Source organism: Pseudomonas sp. AU11447, from assembly GCF_001672555.2.
Lineage (GTDB): Bacteria > Pseudomonadota > Gammaproteobacteria > Pseudomonadales > Pseudomonadaceae > Pseudomonas > Pseudomonas nitroreducens.
The window spans coordinates 188,609-206,165 of sequence record NZ_LZDG02000038.1; the positions used below are offsets into that span (position 1 = coordinate 188,609).

15 protein-coding genes are annotated in these 17,557 nt (G+C 64.4%); 13 read left to right on the forward strand and 2 right to left on the reverse strand.

The window, feature by feature from the left end; translation table 11 throughout:
- Positions 1-208 precede the first annotated feature (208 nt).
- From flgB to A6723_RS12275, 12 genes are all read left to right on the forward strand, one after another.
- The gene (flgB, locus tag A6723_RS12220) at positions 209-616 is read left to right on the forward strand and encodes a flagellar basal body rod protein FlgB (protein ID WP_024764913.1); all 408 of its coding nucleotides are present in this window, start codon (positions 209-211) and stop codon (positions 614-616) included.
- A gap of 2 nt (positions 617-618) precedes the next feature.
- On the forward strand, positions 619-1,065 hold the full coding sequence (gene flgC / locus A6723_RS12225) for a flagellar basal body rod protein FlgC (RefSeq protein WP_054907261.1): 447 nt from the start codon (positions 619-621) through the stop codon (positions 1,063-1,065).
- Positions 1,066-1,081: 16 nt separating this feature from the next.
- Positions 1,082-1,780, forward strand: a complete 699-nt coding sequence (gene flgD / locus A6723_RS12230; RefSeq protein ID WP_054907262.1) for a flagellar hook assembly protein FlgD — start codon at positions 1,082-1,084, stop codon at positions 1,778-1,780.
- Between the two features lie 27 nt (positions 1,781-1,807).
- Positions 1,808-3,115, forward strand: a complete 1,308-nt coding sequence (flgE, locus tag A6723_RS12235; RefSeq protein ID WP_054907263.1) for a flagellar hook protein FlgE — start codon at positions 1,808-1,810, stop codon at positions 3,113-3,115.
- Between the two features lie 221 nt (positions 3,116-3,336).
- Positions 3,337-4,080, forward strand: coding sequence for a flagellar basal-body rod protein FlgF (gene flgF, locus A6723_RS12240; protein ID WP_054907264.1), 744 nt, complete (start codon positions 3,337-3,339; stop codon positions 4,078-4,080).
- A gap of 56 nt (positions 4,081-4,136) precedes the next feature.
- Positions 4,137-4,922 carry a flagellar basal-body rod protein FlgG gene (gene flgG, locus A6723_RS12245; protein WP_024764918.1) on the forward strand — a complete coding sequence of 262 codons (786 nt, stop codon included), beginning with the start codon at positions 4,137-4,139 and terminating at the stop codon, positions 4,920-4,922.
- Between the two features lie 174 nt (positions 4,923-5,096).
- Complete coding sequence (gene flgH, locus A6723_RS12250) at positions 5,097-5,789, forward strand: flagellar basal body L-ring protein FlgH (RefSeq protein ID WP_037014602.1); 693 nt, start codon at positions 5,097-5,099, stop codon at positions 5,787-5,789.
- Between the two features lie 101 nt (positions 5,790-5,890).
- Positions 5,891-6,946 carry a flagellar basal body P-ring protein FlgI gene (locus tag A6723_RS12255; RefSeq protein WP_235376402.1) on the forward strand — a complete coding sequence of 352 codons (1,056 nt, stop codon included), beginning with the start codon at positions 5,891-5,893 and terminating at the stop codon, positions 6,944-6,946.
- A 10-nt stretch (positions 6,947-6,956) separates the two neighbouring features.
- Positions 6,957-8,213 carry a flagellar assembly peptidoglycan hydrolase FlgJ gene (gene flgJ, locus A6723_RS12260; protein ID WP_054907266.1) on the forward strand — a complete coding sequence of 419 codons (1,257 nt, stop codon included), beginning with the start codon at positions 6,957-6,959 and terminating at the stop codon, positions 8,211-8,213.
- A gap of 34 nt (positions 8,214-8,247) precedes the next feature.
- On the forward strand, positions 8,248-10,245 hold the full coding sequence (gene flgK / locus A6723_RS12265) for a flagellar hook-associated protein FlgK (protein WP_054907267.1): 1,998 nt from the start codon (positions 8,248-8,250) through the stop codon (positions 10,243-10,245).
- A gap of 10 nt (positions 10,246-10,255) precedes the next feature.
- Positions 10,256-11,851 carry a flagellar hook-associated protein 3 gene (locus A6723_RS12270; RefSeq protein ID WP_306304365.1) on the forward strand — a complete coding sequence of 532 codons (1,596 nt, stop codon included), beginning with the start codon at positions 10,256-10,258 and terminating at the stop codon, positions 11,849-11,851.
- A 50-nt stretch (positions 11,852-11,901) separates the two neighbouring features.
- Positions 11,902-12,552 (forward strand): hypothetical protein, encoded by a 651-nt coding sequence (locus tag A6723_RS12275; protein ID WP_024764923.1) that lies wholly within the window; start codon positions 11,902-11,904, stop codon positions 12,550-12,552.
- 300 nt (positions 12,553-12,852) lie between these two features.
- Here the strand turns inward: A6723_RS12275 and A6723_RS12280 are convergent, their stop codons facing one another.
- Both A6723_RS12280 and A6723_RS12285 read right to left on the reverse strand, forming a co-directional pair.
- Entirely contained in the window at positions 12,853-14,439 is a 1,587-nt protein-coding gene (locus A6723_RS12280) for a methyltransferase domain-containing protein (RefSeq protein WP_054907268.1), read from the reverse strand.
- Positions 14,440-14,530: 91 nt separating this feature from the next.
- Positions 14,531-16,168, reverse strand: a complete 1,638-nt coding sequence (locus A6723_RS12285) for a tetratricopeptide repeat protein (protein WP_054907269.1) — start codon at positions 16,166-16,168, stop codon at positions 14,531-14,533.
- A gap of 209 nt (positions 16,169-16,377) precedes the next feature.
- Between A6723_RS12285 and A6723_RS12290 the strand changes: the two genes are divergently transcribed.
- A complete protein-coding gene (locus A6723_RS12290) occupies positions 16,378-17,523 on the forward strand; it encodes a flagellin (protein WP_024764928.1) in 1,146 nt (381 codons plus the stop codon).
- The last annotated feature ends 34 nt before the right edge of the window (positions 17,524-17,557 follow it).

Here is a 17,557-nt window from a genome sequence, read left to right on the forward strand (position 1 = left end):
CTGGAGCGAGCCGGCTTGTTGCCGTGTGATGTGTCGAGCGGCAACGGCGGGAGGGGCGGCAAGGAAATCGGTTGCCGCTTTGCCGCCTTTTGCCGCTCCTTGCCGCCCTTGATGGCTGCTCAAGCCATTGAATATCAAGGAAATAGATGTTTGGCACGCACCTTGCTGAAGTGTTGGCAAGCCCACACCGGCAAACAGGTTCGCGACCATGAGCATCAGCTTCGACAAAGCCCTCGGCATCCACCAGCAAGCACTGAGCTTCCGCTCCCAGCGCGCTGAAGTGCTGGCCAACAACCTGGCCAACGCCGACACGCCCAACTACAAGGCGCGTGACCTGGACTTCGCCTCGGTGCTCGCGGCGCAGTCCGACAAGCTGAAGAACGGCACCTTCAGCACCGCCCTGACCAACGCTCGCCACATCGAGGCGGATGGCCTGGCCATGGGTGACGAATCGCTGAAGTACCGCATTCCGAACCAGCCCTCGATCGACCAGAACACCGTGGATGCGCAGATCGAGCAGGCCAACTATGCGGAGAACTCCGTGCAGTTCCAGGCCTCCTTCACCTTCCTCAACAGCAAGTTCAAAGGGCTGATGAACGCCCTGCGCGGAGAGTAATCATGTCCCTCGCCAGTGTCTTCAACATCGCCGGTACCGGCATGAGTGCCCAGACCACCCGTCTGAACACCACCGCTTCGAACCTTGCCAACGCCGAGAGCGTGTCCTCGAGCATCGACCAGACCTACCGTGCCCGCCATCCGGTGTTCTCGGCGATGCTCAACCAGGCGCAGGGCGGCAGCGAACAGGGTTCGCTGTTCGGCGAGACCGACCAGGCGGGTTCCGGCGTGCAGGTGCTGGGCGTGGTCGAGGACCAGAGCCCGCTGGTGCCGCGCTACGAGCCGAACCATCCGGCGGCCGACAAGGACGGCTACGTCTATTACCCGAACGTGAACGTGGTGCAGGAGATGGCCGACATGATCTCCGCCAGCCGTTCCTTCCAGAGCAACGCGGAAATGATGAACACCGCCAAGCAGATGATGCAGAAGGTCCTGACCCTGGGTCAGTAAGCGCAGAGGACGCCCCATGAGCATCAATACCGACAACAGCACGAGCTCGATCCTGTCTTCGCTGAACGCAGGGTCCAAGAACTCGTCGTCCACCACCGAGACCGGCACCAGTGCGCTGGGCAAGGATTCGTTCCTGCAACTGCTGGTCACCCAGCTGAACAACCAGAACCCGCTGGACCCGCAGGACAACACCGAGTTCGTCTCCCAGCTGGCGCAGTTCAGCAGCCTGGAGAGCATGCAGAACCTCGACACCACCCTGGGCACCTTCTACTCCTCGTTCCAGTCCTCGCAGGCCCTGCAGGCCTCGTCGCTGGTCGGCCGCTCGGTGATCGTCAACTCCAGCAAGGTGCAGGTCGACGACCCGTCCGCTGGCGTCAAGGGTTCGCTGGTGATGCCGTCCAAAGGCGATGGCGTGACGCTGAAGATCTACGACGACTCCGGCGACCTGGTCCGCACCGTCGACATGGGCAGCCAGAAGGCCGGCAACATCGATTTCACCTGGGATGGCAAGGACGACAGCGGCGAGCTGGTGGGGGCTGGTTCCTACACCGTCAAGGCCACCGCGACCCTGGACGGCACCAGCACCGCCCTGACCACTTACCTGCCGGCCACGGTCAACAGCGTCACGCTGGGCCAGAACGGCGGGGAAATGACCCTGAACCTGGCGGGCATCGGCGCCGTTTCCGCCTCCAGCATTCAGACCATCGGAAAATAACGCCGCGTTTCGGCACAGGAGCAACACATGTCTTTCAACACCGCCCTGAGTGGACTCAACGCCGCGTCGATGGACCTGAACGTCACCGGCAACAACATCGCCAACGTCGGCACCACCGGCTTCAAGTCGTCGCGCACCGAGTTCGCCGACCTCTATGCCTCCTCGATGCTCGGCACCGGCCGCATCGCCGTGGGTAATGGCGTGGTCACCCAGTCCGTCTCGCAGCAGTTCACCCAGGGCAACCTGAGCACCACCGGGCGCAGCCTGGACCTGGCGGTGAGCGGCAACGGCTTCTTCATGACCAGCGACAACGGCAGCCGCGTCTATACCCGCAACGGCACCTTCAACACCGACGCCAGCGGTTACATCGTCGATGGCTCGGGCAACCGCCTGCAGGGTTATGGCGTCAACGGCAACGGCAGTATCGTCAATGGCGTGATCACCGACCTGAAGGTCGATACCGCCAACCAGCCGCCGAGCCCGACTTCGAAGATCACCTCGACCCTGAGCCTGAACTCCAACGCCACCACGCCCAAGACCACGCCGTTCGATGCCACCGACTCGGACAGCTACAACTGGTCGACCTCCGTGGACATCTACGACTCCCAGGGCAACTCGCACACCATGACGAACTACTTCGTCAAGGACGCCGCCAACAACTGGAGCATGTACACCCTGGTCGACGGCCGTAACCCGCAGACGCCGACCAGCACTACGCCGCTGAGCAGCGACATCACCTTCAATAGCGCCGGCCAACTGACGGGCATCACCTCCACCGGCATGACCGTCAACGCCGACAAGACCATGACCCTGACGGGCTGGACGCCGGCAGCTGTCACCGACTCCACCACCAGCCCGGTGACCTGGGGCGCCAACGGCGCGGCGGGGGCGACCGGCGGCATCAGCATCGACCTGACCAAGACCACCCAGACCAACGGCTCCTTCGCCGTGACCGCGGTGACCCAGGACGGCTACGCCACCGGCCAGATGTCCGGCCTGTCTTTCGCCCAGGACGGCCAGATGTACGCCACCTACACCAACGGCCAGTCCAAGGTGATCGGCCAGGTGGTCCTGGCCAACTTCGCCAACACCCAGGGCCTTACCCCGGTAGGCAACACCGGCTGGAAGCAGTCGCTGGCCTCGGGCGAGGCGGTGATTGGCACGCCGACCTCCGGCACCCTCGGCGCGGTGGGCTCGGGCACGCTGGAGGAATCCAACGTCGACCTCACGGCGCAGCTGGTGAACCTGATCGTTGCGCAGCGCAACTACCAGGCCAACGCCAAGACCGTACAGACCGAGAGCACCATCTCCGACACCATCATCAACCTGCGTTGATGAGGTCGGCCGGCAACGGTGCTCTCCGTTGGCAAATCGTCCTTTGCCGCAGGCGGCAGTCATTCGCCGCCTGACGGCCATCGAGGCTCCTTCGGGAGCCTTTGTTTTTTGATAAATCCTTCCCTATCAGCGTCTTGCGCTTGTTTTCAGCGTTCTGGCACAACCCTTGCTGAAGTCCCTCCAGCACCGCCGGGAATCCGACCCGGCACTGGAGGAATGCCTTGGACAGAATGCTGTATGTCGCCATGAGCGGAGCGAGCCAGAACACCCTGGCCATGCAGGCTCACGCCAACAACCTGGCGAACATTTCCACGAGCGGTTTTCGTCGCGACTTCGAACAGGCGCGCGCGATGCCGGTCTTCGGTGACAGCTTTCCGGCGCGCGTCTACGCCATGAGCGAGCGCCCGGCCACCGACTTCACCGCCGGCGCCTTGCAGGAAACCGGCCGTGACCTCGATGTCGCCGCCAAGGGCGATGCCTGGATCGCCGTGCAGGCGCCCGATGGCGGCGAAGCCTACGTGCGCACCGGCAGCCTGGAAATCGACGCCCTCGGCCAGCTGCGCACCGGCAACGGCATGCCGGTGATCGGCAATGGCGGGCCGATTGCCGTGCCGCCGGAAGAGAAGATCGAGATCGGCGACGACGGCACCATCACCGTCCGGGGCCTGGGCAACCAGCCCAATGCACTGGCCACCGTCGACCGCATCAAGCTGGTCTCTCCCGATCCCAAGCAACTGGAGAAGGGCGCCGATGGCCTCATCCGCCTGAAGGCCGGGCAGCCCGCGCCGCAGGCCGATGCCAACGCCAGCCTGCAGTCCGGCGTGCTGGAAGCCAGCAACGTCAACGCCGTCGAAGAGATGACCTCGATCCTGGCGCTGTCCCGCCAGTTCGAACTGCACGTAAAGATGATGCGCACCGCCGAGGATGACTCCCAGGCCATGGCGCGTGTTTTGCAATTCAGCTGATAACACCTGATTACCCGTTCGAGGCGCCATGAATCCGGCGCCCGAGGAGAGAAAACATGCTTCCGGCACTTTGGGTCAGCAAGACCGGTCTGTCCGCCCAGGACATGAACCTGACGACCATCTCGAACAACCTGGCGAACGTGTCCACCACGGGCTTCAAGCGTGACCGCGCGGAGTTCCAGGACCTGCTCTACCAGATCAAGCGGCAGCCCGGCGCCAACACCACCCAGGACAACCAGCTGCCCTCGGGCCTGCAACTGGGTACCGGTGTGCGCATCGTCGGCACCCAGAAGAACTTCACCGCCGGCAGCCTGCAGACCACCGACAACCCGCTGGACATGGCCATCAACGGCCGTGGCTTCCTGCAGGTGCTGACCCCGGACGGCACCGTCGCGTACACCCGTGACGGCAGCTTCCACCTGAACTCCGACGGGCAGATCGTCACCTCCAACGGCAACGCCCTGGAGCCGGCCATCGTCGTCCCGGCGGAAACCCAGACCTTCACCGTCGGCAACGACGGCACCGTCTCGGTCACCGTCGCCGGCAACGCCACGCCGCAGATCATCGGCAACATCCAGACCGCCGACTTCATCAACCCGGCGGGCCTGCAGGCCACCGGCAACAACCTGTTCCTGGAGACCGCCGCCAGCGGCGCGCCGCAGGTTGGCACCCCCGGCCTGAACGGCCTGGGCACCGTGCTGCAGAACACCCTGGAGAACTCCAACGTCAGCGTGGTGGAGGAGATGGTGAACATGATCACCACCCAGCGCGCCTACGAGATGAACTCCAAGGTGATCTCCACTGCCGACCAGATGCTCTCGTTCGTCACCCAGAACCTTTAACGACCGGCTGCGCGTCGGCCATGCGGCGTTGAAATCGAATTAGGAATGCTCATTGGCTGGAGCCAACTCCGCTTCCAAATTCGATTTCGCCTTGCCTGACCTAGCTCGCGCGGTCGTGAGACAAACCGGCCCTTGGGCCAACACGTAGTCGCTCTCCCCGAGAGGTAGCTGTAGATGAACCGTTCCCACCTCCTTCCGCTGCTGGCCATCGCCGCGTTGGCAGGGTGCGTGAGCCCGCCGCCCAAGCCGGACGACCCCTATTACGCGCCGGTGCTGCCGCGCACGCCCGCGCCGGCTGCGCAGAACAACGGGTCGATCTACCAGGCCGGGTTCGAGAACAACCTCTACGGCGACCGCAAGGCCTTCCGCGTGGGTGACATCATCACCATCACCCTCAACGAGAAGACCCAGGCGAGCAAGAAGGCCAGTTCGGACATCTCCAAGGACAGCAAGAACAAGCTCGGCCTGACCTCGATGTTCGGCAGCAGCCTGACCACCAACAACCCGGTGGGCAGCGGTGACCTGAGCCTCTCCGCCGAGTATTCGGGCAACCGCGAGAGCAAGGGCGACAGCCAGGCCGGGCAGAGCAACAGCCTGACCGGTTCGATCACCGTCACCGTCGCCGACGTCATGCCCAACGGCATCATCGCCGTGCGCGGCGAAAAGTGGATGACCCTGAACACCGGCAACGAGCTGGTGCGCATCGCCGGCCTGGTCCGCGCCGACGACATCGCCACCGACAACACCGTGCCGTCCACCCGTGTGGCCGACGCGCGCATCACCTACTCGGGCACCGGTGCGTTCGCCGATGCGAGCCAGCCGGGCTGGTTCGATCGCTTCTTCCTCAGCCCGCTGTTCCCGTTCTGAGGATGATAAGCATGGCCTTCTCTGGAAAAACGCTGGTGGCGATTGCGGGCCGAGTCCGCTCCTACGTTCTGGTGGCGTTGTGTGCGTTGCTGGCGGTGCCGATGGCGCAGGCCGAGCGGCTGAAAGACATTGCCACCATCCAGGGCGTGCGCAACAACCAGCTGATCGGCTACGGCCTGGTCGTCGGCCTCAATGGCACGGGCGACCAGACCACCCAGACGCCCTTCACCCTGCAGACCTTCAACAATATGCTGGCGCAGTTCGGCATCAAGGTCCCGGCCGGTTCGGGCAACGTGCAGCTGAAGAACGTCGCGGCGGTGTCCATCCATGCCGACCTGCCGCCGTTCGCCAAGCCGGGCCAGGCCATCGACGTCACCGTCTCCTCCATCGGCAACGCCAAGAGCCTGCGTGGCGGCAGCCTGCTGATGACCCAGCTCAAGGGTATCGACGGCCAGACCTACGCCATTGCCCAGGGCAACCTCGTGGTCGGCGGCTTCGATGCCGAGGGCCGCGATGGCTCCAAGATCACCGTCAACGTTCCGTCGGCCGGCCGCATCCCGGCGGGCGCCACGGTTGAACGTGCCGTGCCGAGCGGCTTCGACCAGGGCAACAGCCTGACCCTGAACCTCAACCGCCCGGACTTCACCACCGCCAAGCACATCGTCGACCGCATCAACGAACTGCTCGGCCCGGGCGTCGCCCAGGCAGTGGACGGCGGCTCGGTGCGCGTGAGTGCGCCGTTGGATCCGAACCAGCGCGTGGACTACATGTCGGTGCTGGAAAACCTCGACGTGCAGGCCGGCGAAGCCGTAGCCAAGGTCATCATCAACTCGCGTACCGGCACCATCGTGATCGGCCAGAACGTGCGCGTGTCGCCGGCCGCCGTGACCCACGGCAGCCTGACCGTGACCATCACCGAAGACCCCATCGTCAGCCAGCCCGGCCCGTTCTCCAACGGCCAGACCGCCGTGGTCCCGCGTTCGCGGGTGAATGCCGACCAGGAAGCCAAGCCGATGTTCAAGTTCGGCCCGGGCACCACGCTGGATGAAATCGTCCGCGCCGTTAACCAGGTGGGCGCCGCGCCCAGCGACCTGATGGCGATCCTCGAAGCCCTGAAACAGGCCGGCGCACTGCAAGCCGACCTGATCGTGATCTGAGGACGCCGACGTGGACGCCAGACTGCTTTCCTCCAGCACTTCCAGCACTTCCAGCACCGACAGCGGGTCCTACACCGACCTCAATCGCCTGTCGGCGATGAAGACCGGTTCGGCCCGCGACAGTGCCGGCAACATCCGCAAGGTCGCCCAGGAATTCGAATCGCTGTTCATGAACGAGATGCTCAAGTCCATGCGCTCGGCCAACGAGGTGTTCGCCAAGGACAACCCGATGAACAGCGAGGCCTCCAAGCAGTACCAGGACATGTACGACCACCAGCTGTCGGTGTCGCTGGCCACCCAGGGCCATGGCATCGGCCTGGCCGACGTGCTGGTCAAGCAGATGGAAAAGATGCAGGGCGTGCGCCACACCGGCAACAACCCGTTCGCCCAGGCAGGCGCCCAGGCCTCTGCCGACGCGACGCCGAGCGCGACGGCCACCGCAGCCGCCTCCGACCGCCAGAAAGCCCGCAGCCTGTGGTCGCCCAACGGCAAGGACCTGCCCCAGCCCGAAGCCGGCCGCGATGATCGCCAGGCCCTGAACTCGCGTCGCCTGGCACTGCCGGGCAAGCTCGCCCAGCGCATCGCCGCCGGTATCGTGCCGGGCGCCGACAGCGGCAACGCCGTAGCTTCCAGCGCCGGCCAGCCGGCGCAGCTGGCCAGCAACGACTGGCGTGCCAACCGCGCCTACACGCAGCAGATCGACACCCGCGTGCCGGTCGCAGACGTCGACACCTCGGCCATCTCCACCAAGCCGGGCAAGTCGATGTTCGCCTCCGCCGACGACTTCATCAGCACCATGCTGCCCATGGCCGAGCGCGCCGCCAAGCGCATCGGCGTGGACCCGCGCTACCTGGTGGCCCAGGCCGCGCTGGAAACCGGCTGGGGCAAGAAGATGATCGCCCAGCGCGACGGCAGCAGCAGCCACAACCTGTTCGGCATCAAGAGCGGCTCCAGCTGGAAGGGCGATTCCGCCCGCGCCACCACGACCGAATTCGAGAACGGCAAGCAGGTCCGGGAGGTGGCGTCGTTCCGCGCCTACAACTCCTTCGAGCAGAGCTTCCAGGATTACGTGAGCTTCCTGCAGAACAACGACCGCTACCAGGGCGCGCTGGATTCCGCCGCGCGCCCGGACCAATTCATGAAGGAGTTGCAACGCGCCGGCTACGCCACCGACCCGCAGTACGCACGGAAGGTGAACCAGATCGCCAAGCAGATGCAGGTCTACCAGACCGTGGCGATGGCCGACGCCCCGACCCGCGCCCTTTGATGCCCACCTCAAGGGAACGCTCTAAGGAAAGCCCATGAGCCTACTATCCATCGGACTGTCCGGACTCAATGCCTCGCAAGCGGCACTGAGCACCACCGGCAACAACATCACCAACGTCAACACGGCCGGCTACACCCGCCAGTCGACGTCGCAGGTGACCTCTGCCGAGCAGTTCGCCGGGCAGTACTACGTCGGCACCGGCACCACGGTGCAGGACGTGCGCCGGATGTACAGCGAGTTCCTGGCCAACCAGTTGCGCGGTGCCACCTCGGTGGACAGCGATGCGCAGACCTACCTGTCCCAGGTCAACCAGATCGACTCGCTGCTGTCGGACAGCACCACCGGCCTGTCCAAGGTCATGCAGAATTTCTTCGCCTCGCTGCAGACCGCCTCGGCCACGCCGACCGACGCCGCGTCGCGCCAGCTGGTGCTGACCCAGGCCAGTAACCTGGCGCAGCGTTTCAACTCGATCTCCACCCAGCTGGGCACCCAGAACAGCTACGTCAACACGCAGATGGACAGCCTGGCCGGGCAGGTCAGCGACCTGGCCAAGACCATTGCCCAGTACAACCAGGCGATCATCGCGGCCGAGGCCGGCGGCGCCAGCGCCAACGACCTGCAGGACAAGCGCGACCAGGCGGTGCTGCAGCTCTCGGGCATGATTGGCGTCAGCGTGGTCAAGCAGGGCAGCAGCCTCAACCTCTACCTGGGTTCCGGCCAGCCGCTGGTGGTGGGCGCCAACGCCTCCACCCTGACTGCCGGCCCGAGCGCCAACAACCCGTCGCAGTTCAGCCTGAGCCTGAGTTCCGGCAGCTCGACCATGGACGTCACCTCGGTGGTCACCGGCGGCCAGATGGGCGGCCTGCTGCGCTACCGCAGCGATGTGCTGGACAGCACCCAGAACGAGCTGGGGCGCATGGCGATCGTTCTCGCCGATACCTTCAACAGCCAACTGGCCCAGGGCCTGGACCTCAATGGCAACTTCGGCGCGCAGCTGTTCAAGGACATCAACGACGCCAGCGTGATCGGCAACCGCAGCCTGGCCAACACCCACAACACCGGCACCGGCAACCTCAACGTCAACATCACCGACAGCGGCGCGCTGACCACCAGTGACTACGAGGTGACCTTCACCTCCGCCACCGGCTATACCATCAAGCGTTCCTCCGATGGCACGGTGCTGGGCAGCGGTGACCTGACCGACAACCCGCCGAAGGAATTCGACGGCTTCAGCATCAGCCAACAGAGCGTCGGCACGGTGCAGGCTGGCGACCGCTTTACCGTGATCCCGACCCGCACCGCCGCGGCGGACATTTCGGTCACCATGACCGACTCCAACCGCCTGGCCTTCGCCTCGGCGGTGACCGCCAGCACCACCACCGGCAACAAAGGCAGCGGCACCATCAGCGGCACCAGCCTGACCTCGCAGCTGGACTCGACCAACAGCGCGGCCATGTCGGCGGCAATCAAGGCTGGCCTGCCGGTCAAGCTGGTGTTCGACGCCGCCAGCGGCGGCACCCAGGGCTATACCATCTACGACTCGGCCGGCAATCCGCTGGGCACCGGCAACATCGTGCCGGGGCAGAGCAACGACCTCAGCATCACCGTGCCGGGCACGCCGTCGTTCACCTTCGAGACCACCATCGCCGGCTATCCGGGGCAGGGCGACAGCTTCTCCGTGGCCTTCAACAGTGACGGCGACGCCGACAACACCAACGCGCAGAAGCTGATCGACCTGCAGAGTGCCAAGACCGTTGGCAGCGGCACCGGCAGTGGTAGCGGCATGAGCCTGACCGGCGCATACAGCAGCCTGACGGAGACGGTCGGCGCCACCGCCAACCAGGCCAAGCTCGACGCCACCGCTACCGAGGCGGTGCTGACCCAGGCACAAGGCACGCGCGATTCGCTGTCGGCGGTGAACCTCGATGAGGAAGCGGCCAACCTGGTCAAGTTCCAGCAGTACTACACGGCCTCCGCGCAGGTCATCAAGACCGCGCAGACGCTCTTCGACACTTTGATCAACAACATCTGAGGAGGCCGAAATGGTAGTGCGAATTTCCACCCCGCAGATCTTCAACTCCAACATCGACAACTACAACCGCGGCTATGCAACCCTGTCCAAGCTGCAGGAGCAGATCTCCAGCGGCACGCGCATCCAGACGCCCGCCGACGACCCCGTCGGCGCCGCGCGCCTGCTGCAACTGGAACAGCAGCAGGCGCTGCTGACCCAGTACAGCGGCAACATGACCAGCGCGACCAACAGCCTGAACCAGGAACAGAGCGTCCTCGACTCCATCACCACTGCCTTGCAGCGCGCCCGCGAACTGACGCTGCGCGCCGGCGACGGCTCGATGACCGACGAAGACCGCGGCGCCATCAGCGATGAACTGGGCGCGATCCAGAACCAGCTGCTGACCCTGATGAACAGCAAGGACGCCAGCGGCAACTACCTGTTCTCCGGCAGCAAGAGCACCGTGCAGCCGTTCGTGCAGAACGCCGACGGCAGCTTCAGCTACCAGGGCGACCAGAGCACGCTCAAACTGCAGATCTCCGACAGCCTGCAGATGTCGACCAACGATAATGGCTGGAGCATCTTCGAGATGGCCGCCAACGCCAGTCGTACCATCAGCTCGGTGACCAGCAACCCGAGCACCGACGGCATCCAGCGCGTGTTCCTGTCCCAGGGGACCGTCACCAGCGACAGCCAGTACAACGCCAGCTTCCGCGACGGCGCGCCGTACACCCTGAAAGTGCTCAGCGGCACGCAGTACCAGATCCTCGACAAGGACGGCAACGACGTCACCAGCGAGGCCACCACCAACGGTACCTACGACGCCACGTCCACCGACAGCAACGCCATCAACTTCCGTGGCTCGCAGTTCCAGCTCGACGTTTCGCTGCCTTCCAGCGACGACGCCAGCAACATGGACAGCCTGGTCGGCGGCTACAGCTTCAGCTTCGGCACAGCGCCGGACAGCCTGTCGATCAAGCGCAATGCCACCAACACTTCGACCGCGCAGATCACCTCGGCCGCGGTGAGCAACAACACCGCCTATACCACGCAGTTCCCCAGCAGCGGCGTGCAACTCAAGTTCACCAGCGCCACCGCCTACGAGGTCTATGCGCTGCCTACCAGCCAGGGGGCCACGCCGCTGTCCACCGGCACGCTGGGCGCGACCTTCCCGCAGACCGTGACCGTCGCCGGCGTGGACATGAGCATCAGCGCGGCCCCCGCAGCCGGAGACCAGTTCAGCGTCACCGCCAGCTCGCCGGAGCGGCAGAACATCCTCAACACCATCGGCGACCTGCGCAAGGCGCTGGATACCTCGACGGCCGGCGACCCGCAGGCGCAGCTGAATATCCGCAACATGGTGGCCACTGCACTGACCAACCTGGACAAGGCGAGCGACCAGGTGCTCGCGACCCAGTCGTCGATCGGCGCACGGCTCAACACCATCGATGTGCTGACCCAGGAAAACCAGAGCCTGGCGCTGACCAACACCACCACCCAATCCTCGATCCGCGACACCGACATGGCCGCGGCGACGTCGCAGCTGGTGTTGCAGCAGACCATGCTCGAAGCGGCCCAGGCCGCGTTTGCGCGGATCAGCCAGCTCAGCCTGTTCAACAAACTCTGATTCATCCGGCCCGCCGGTAAAGGCGGGCACTCACTACGGAAGACACGCACATGGGCGATATCGACTTCAGTTCCAAGGGCCGCCAGTTGATCGAGATGTACGGGCAGATGGCCCGCGAAGGCTACGATCGCAGCGATGAGCAGCACGTCGAGGTGGCCTTCAGCGACTTCGAGTTGCGCCCGTTCCGCCCGCAGATCCGCGAGATTCTGCAGGGGCACGGCATCCGCAATGTCCTGGACTACGGCTGCGGCGGTTCGGACTGGACCATGCCCGGCTTCGACGACAATGGCCAGTCGGCGGTGCAGTACTTCAATCTTGAATCGGTCTTCCGCTACGAGCCGGCGCGCGGCATCGACGAGCGTCGGAAAGTCGACTGCGTGGTGTCCTTCGACGTGCTCGAACACATCTTCGTCGCCGATGTGCCCAAGGTGCTGCGTGATATCTACTCCTGTGCAGACCGGCTAGTAATCCTCAATGTCGCCTGCTATCCGGCGCAGGCGCTGCTGCCCAACGGCGAGAACGCCCACATCACCGTGCGTCAGCCGCTGTGGTGGAAGGGCATGGTCGATTGCATCACGCCTGAATTCCCCAACGTGACCACCTGCCTGATCTGCTCCACCGCCTGGCGCCAGGCCACCGGTTTCCCGCAATGGAGCGGCAACGGCTGGCAAGCCAGCGAGACGTTCGTCATCGCCAACTGATCGGCTCCTGATCGACAAGAAAAGGCCTCCCTTGCGGAGGCTTTTTCATGTCAGTGCGAGCGGCTCCTGGGAGAGAGGGGACGCCTGGCCTTTGTCCGCGAAATCCTTCGCGGAGGATTGCTGATCCTTCGGCAGATACCCGAGCTCGCCGCATCCCCCTGTGGGAGCGAGCTTGCTCGCGAACAGATTTCGGCGGCAAAGGAACTGGGCGGTTCGCGAGCAAGCTCGCTCCTACAAACACCCCCAAAGGCCAAAGAAAAAGCCCGGCAAACGCCGGGCTTTTTTTATCGCAGCGATGAGTCAGTCCAGTCGCTTGAACACGCAGAAGCCACGGTGATGGACCTTGTCGTCCAGCAGCTGGCCCTGGTACAGCAGGAAGAAGCCCTGCTCGTAGAAGTGCCGCACGTTGGCGAAGAACTTGGTGTCGTTCATCTTCAGGTCGTTGCTCTCGATGACCACGATGCCGCCGGGCTTGAGCAGGCTTTTCAGGTCGGCAACATAGTCGGGCATCGGCTTGCCGATCCACACGTGCACGGCGAAGGAGAAGATCACGTCGAACAGGTCCGGTTCGCTGGCGCGCAGGTCTTCATAGGTGCAGGTGCGGAACTCGCAGTTCTTCACCTCATGGTATTGCGCCAGGCGTTCGGCGATACGGATCAGCGAGTCGTTGTTGTCGAAGCCCAGGTAGCTGCCGACTTTCTGTGCCACCTCGATACCGAAGCAGCCGATGTTGCAGCCGATGTCCAGCACACGGTCGGTGGGCGAGAGCCATTTTTCCAGCGCATAGCGCTCCATCCGGAACAGCGTCGGGCGGGCGCCGGGCAGGTCCCAGCCTTCGTGGCCCTGGTACAGCTCCTTGTTGGCGCCGAATACCTGGGACTGCGAGAAGAAGTTCTCGTGCACGTCCAGCTTGCAGTCGCGCCATTCGCTGTCTTCCGGCGCGGCGTCGGGGCTGCGCAGGTAGCAGAGCACGTCGTTGCCATCCACCAGGTTGAGCTGTTCGCGCAGGTTGTGCTCGGCCCAGACTTCCAGCACATCCGGCGAGGAAGGCACGGCGGCGCGGCGGATCAGCACCGGCGCATGGCGGCCCTCGAACTGCAGGAAGCCCTGGTAGTAGAAGTAGCCCATGCGGATATAAGGCACCTGCTCGTATGGCGCGGGGTAAACGATGCCGTTGCCGGACTCGAAGAACAGGGGGGCGATCTTCTGCACCAGGTCCTTCGGATCGAACAGCGCCTGCAGGTTCAGGGTGCCGGACTCGATACGCTGCCAGCCGGTGACCGCCAGCAGGTCGTCACGCTGGCTCGGGTTCTGCTCCATGATCGCCTTGGCGCCGGGCGGGCCGCCGGCGGTGGCGGCGTTGCTCGAGCGGGCGAAGACACGGGCCTTGCCGAAGAAGCTGCTGGCCTCGGCCTGGCGCATGCCCTGGAGCATTTCCAGCTGGGCCAGCAGGTCGGCGGTGTCGGCGCGCTTCTCGTAGGTGGAGAGGCTGGCCAGCCAGTGATAGGCCTCTTCCAGGTGTCCCTGGAACAGCGCCAGGGTGGCCAGGGTGTTGCGCACTTCGAAGTCTTCCGCGTCGATTTGCACGGCCAGGTGCAGGTACGGATGGGCTTCGTCGTAACGGCGCAGGCGCACCAGCAGGCGGCCGAGCAGGCTGTTCACTGCGGCGTTGTCCGGCACGGCGCGCTGGATATGCAGCAGGTGTTCGAGCGCTTCATCGTTGTGCTGGCCGAGCTCGCCCAGGGCGATGGCCAGGCTCAGGCGCACCGGCAGGTCGTCCGGGCGTTCGCCGTGCAACTCGCGGAAGGCGGCGACGGCCTGTTCACGCTGACCGCTTTGTTGCAGTTGCTGAGCCTGGGCAATGCGGGCTTCAAAAGGTTGGGACACTGTGGTTCTCCTCCAAGCGGAGTCGCTGGCGATCAGGGATGGCGGGCGCCACACGGGCGGGCCGGTTGAAAGAAGTTGGCGGCAGCGGTGTTCATATCACCCCGCTTCCGCGCATGCGTTGCACGGCCTGCTCCAGGGCTTCGCCCCAGCGGCCCAGCTCGCGGTTGCGGATCAGTTGTACGGACGGATACCAATAGCTGGTTGCATCGTCGACACCCCAGCGCCAGTTCGGGTTGAGCTGGAGCAGCACGAAGGTCGGCACGCCCAGCGCGCCGGCCAGGTGGACAGTGGTGTTGTCGATGCTCAGCACGGCGTCCAGCGCGGCAAGCTGGCTGGCCTGGGCATCCATGTCCTTGAGTGGATTGACGGCGGCGTCATGGTGGATGTGCAGGCCGAGGCTTTCGGCCTCGGCACGTTCCGGATCGGTATTGCCGTACTGCAGGTTGATGAGCTGGACGTTGTCCAGCTTCCTCAGTTGTGCCAGCTCCTGCATCTCGATGCGACGGCTCTGCATGTCGTTGGCCGTGTCGGTGCCGCCACGCCAGGAAATCCCTACCAGGCGCTTGCCGGGGAACAGTTGCTGGTACTCGGCACGCTTGGCCCGGGTCAGTTGCTCGTCGGCCTTGAGGTAGGCGCGGGTGCCAGCGAAGGAAGCGAGGGTAGGGCGCAGGAATTCGCCCAGGCTGCCCATGGGAATCTGGTAGTCGCTGCGCGGCCAGGTCTGCCGGTGCATCATGCGCTGGCCGTTGTGGACCTGGCCGGTGCTTTCGCGCTGGATGATGGAGAGGCCCGGCAGGCTGCGGTGCAGCAGGGGGTAGAGACGGTCATAGGTCTCGACATGCACCTGGCCGCCCAGCTTGAGCAGGTCCGGCAGCATGCTGGCGAACATGACGTGATCGCCGATGCCCTGTTCGGCCCAGACCAGAAGCGTCTTGCCCTCCAGTGGCTCGCCACGCCAGCGCGGCGTGTTGAACTCCTGGTGATGCTCCTTCAGTGAGGTCTTCCAGCGCGCATCGTAGTTTGGCCAGGCCACATCGAATTGCTTGAAGCGCAGCTGCAGCAGCGACAGGTTGTTATGCGTGCCCGAATGCTCCGGTGCTTTCTGCAGCATCTGTTCATAGAGGCGGTAGGCCTCCTGATAACGGCCTACCTGCTCCAGGGACAGGGCGAGGTTGAACGGGCCGTAATAGTAGTTGGGCGTCAGTTCTACCGTCAGTTGATGGCAGGCGACGCTGTCGTGGTAGCGGCCGCATTCGAAGTACAGCGTGCCCAGCAGGCCAAGCAGGCTGCTCTGCTGCCATGGCTCCAGCGGCTTCTCCAGTGCCTGGGTATAGAGGGTTTCCGCTTCGTCGAAGCGTTTGCGCAGGCTCAGCGCAGCGCCGTACAGCGCCATGCGCGGCAAACTTGGCGAGGCCTTGTACCAGCGCTCGGCGCGCTCGAGATTCTTGATGAACAGCCGATGGGTTCGCATCGTGTCGAGCAGCTCTTCATCGACCTTGGGGTCTGTGCTCATGTCCAGCGCTCGTTCGGCCCAGGGCTCCGCCGATTGCGGGTCCTGCAGTTCCAGATGCAGGCGGGCGATCTTCGCGTGGACCATCGCCGTGTTCGGCGCCAGTTTCGCCAGGGCTTCATACAGACGGATCTGCTCGCCGCGATCTTCACGGTCTTCGGCAACCTGCAGCGCCTGGCTGAGGCGCTGGATCTCGGATTGGAGCTTGTGGTTGGACATGCGGAACCTGCTGGTGACGGAGCTTTGGCGCGTGCGAGGGGGCTTTGCAAGAACGAGGCCAGCCGGGGGCTGCAGAGCGTTCTGAAGAAAACTCGAAAAAAAAGTTAAAGCCCATCCGACTTGGGACGATAACCCTAACGAAGGTTCTCCACGCCATTTCGAATCAATCGGGCAGGGAGGCCACTTAGCCCTAACACGAGGAATTCGTCATGGCTCTTACCGTCAACACCAACATCGCCTCGCTGTCGGTTCAAAAGAACCTGACCAAGGCCGCCAACAACCTGAACACTTCGATGACCCGTCTGTCCACCGGCCTGCGTATCAACAGCGCCAAGGACGACGCCGCCGGCTCGCAGATCTCCAACCGTCTGACCAGCCAGGTCAACGGCCTGAACGTAGCCGTGAAGAACGCCCAGGATGCCAACTCCATCGCCCAGGCCGCCGAAGGCGCCCTGCAGGAGTCCACCAACATCCTGCAGCGTATGCGTGAACTGTCCCTGCAGTCCGCCAACGGCTCCAACAGCAGCGAAGACCAGACCTCGCTGAACCAGGAGTTCAAGTCGCTGACCGCTGAACTGACCCGTATCTCCAAGACCACCACCTTCGGTGGCGGCACCTCCGGCATCAAGCTGCTCGACGGCACCGCCGGCACCAACGGCACCCTGACCTTCCAGGTCGGCGCCAACGCCAACGAAACCGTCAGCTTCACCCTGAGCGACATGAGCGCCACCGCGCTGAAAGGCTCCTCGCAACTGGCTTCCGCCAGCCTGGACCTGTCCACCGTGCTTTCCGGCACCGGTGGCGTTGCAGCCACCGCCGGCTCGATCACCGTCAACGGTACCCAGGTCAGCTACGCCAAGGGCGCCAGCGCCAACGACATCGTCTCGGCAATCAACACCAACATCAGCGGCGTAGCGGCAGTAGCCGGCGCGGCTGGCAGCGGCGGCACTACCACCTCCATCTCGCTGACTTCCGGCAAGGACTTCACCGCAGGTGTGGGCACTGGCGCCGGCAGCGCGCACGCTGTGGTTACCTCGAACTCCACCATCCAGGCGCTGGACATCGCGACCGCCAAAGGTGCCCAATCGGCTACCCAGGTGATCGACGCCGCCCTGAAGCAGATCGACAGCCAGCGTTCCTCGCTGGGTGCCATCCAGAACCGTCTGGACAGCACCATCTCGAACCTGCAGAACGTGTCCGAGAACGCCACCGCTGCACGCAGCACCATCCAGGACGTGGACTTCGCCGCAGAGACCGCGGAGATGACCAAGCAGCAGACCCTGCAACAGGCCGCCACCGCGGTTCTGGCCCAGGCCAACCAGCTGCCTTCCGCTGTCCTGAAGCTGCTCCAGTAAGGGGTTGCCGAAAGGCAAAAAACGGAAAGGAAGG

What these genes read in the sequence shown, in the direction of transcription:
- flgB (WP_024764913.1), top strand. Translation starts at nt 209, where the DNA reads ATGAGCATCAGCTTCGACAAAGCCCTCGGCATCCACCAGCAAGCACTG.
- flgC (WP_054907261.1), top strand. Translation starts at nt 619, where the DNA reads ATGTCCCTCGCCAGTGTCTTCAACATCGCCGGTACCGGCATGAGTGCC.
- flgD (WP_054907262.1), top strand. Translation starts at nt 1,082, where the DNA reads ATGAGCATCAATACCGACAACAGCACGAGCTCGATCCTGTCTTCGCTG.
- flgE (WP_054907263.1), top strand. Translation starts at nt 1,808, where the DNA reads ATGTCTTTCAACACCGCCCTGAGTGGACTCAACGCCGCGTCGATGGAC.
- flgG (WP_024764918.1), top strand. Translation starts at nt 4,137, where the DNA reads ATGCTTCCGGCACTTTGGGTCAGCAAGACCGGTCTGTCCGCCCAGGAC.
- flgH (WP_037014602.1), top strand. Translation starts at nt 5,097, where the DNA reads ATGAACCGTTCCCACCTCCTTCCGCTGCTGGCCATCGCCGCGTTGGCA.
- A6723_RS12255 (WP_235376402.1), top strand. Translation starts at nt 5,891, where the DNA reads ATGGCGCAGGCCGAGCGGCTGAAAGACATTGCCACCATCCAGGGCGTG.
- flgK (WP_054907267.1), top strand. Translation starts at nt 8,248, where the DNA reads ATGAGCCTACTATCCATCGGACTGTCCGGACTCAATGCCTCGCAAGCG.
- A6723_RS12270 (WP_306304365.1), top strand. Translation starts at nt 10,256, where the DNA reads ATGGTAGTGCGAATTTCCACCCCGCAGATCTTCAACTCCAACATCGAC.
- A6723_RS12275 (WP_024764923.1), top strand. Translation starts at nt 11,902, where the DNA reads ATGGGCGATATCGACTTCAGTTCCAAGGGCCGCCAGTTGATCGAGATG.
- A6723_RS12285 (WP_054907269.1), bottom strand. Translation starts at nt 16,168, where the DNA reads ATGTCCAACCACAAGCTCCAATCCGAGATCCAGCGCCTCAGCCAGGCG.
- A6723_RS12290 (WP_024764928.1), top strand. Translation starts at nt 16,378, where the DNA reads ATGGCTCTTACCGTCAACACCAACATCGCCTCGCTGTCGGTTCAAAAG.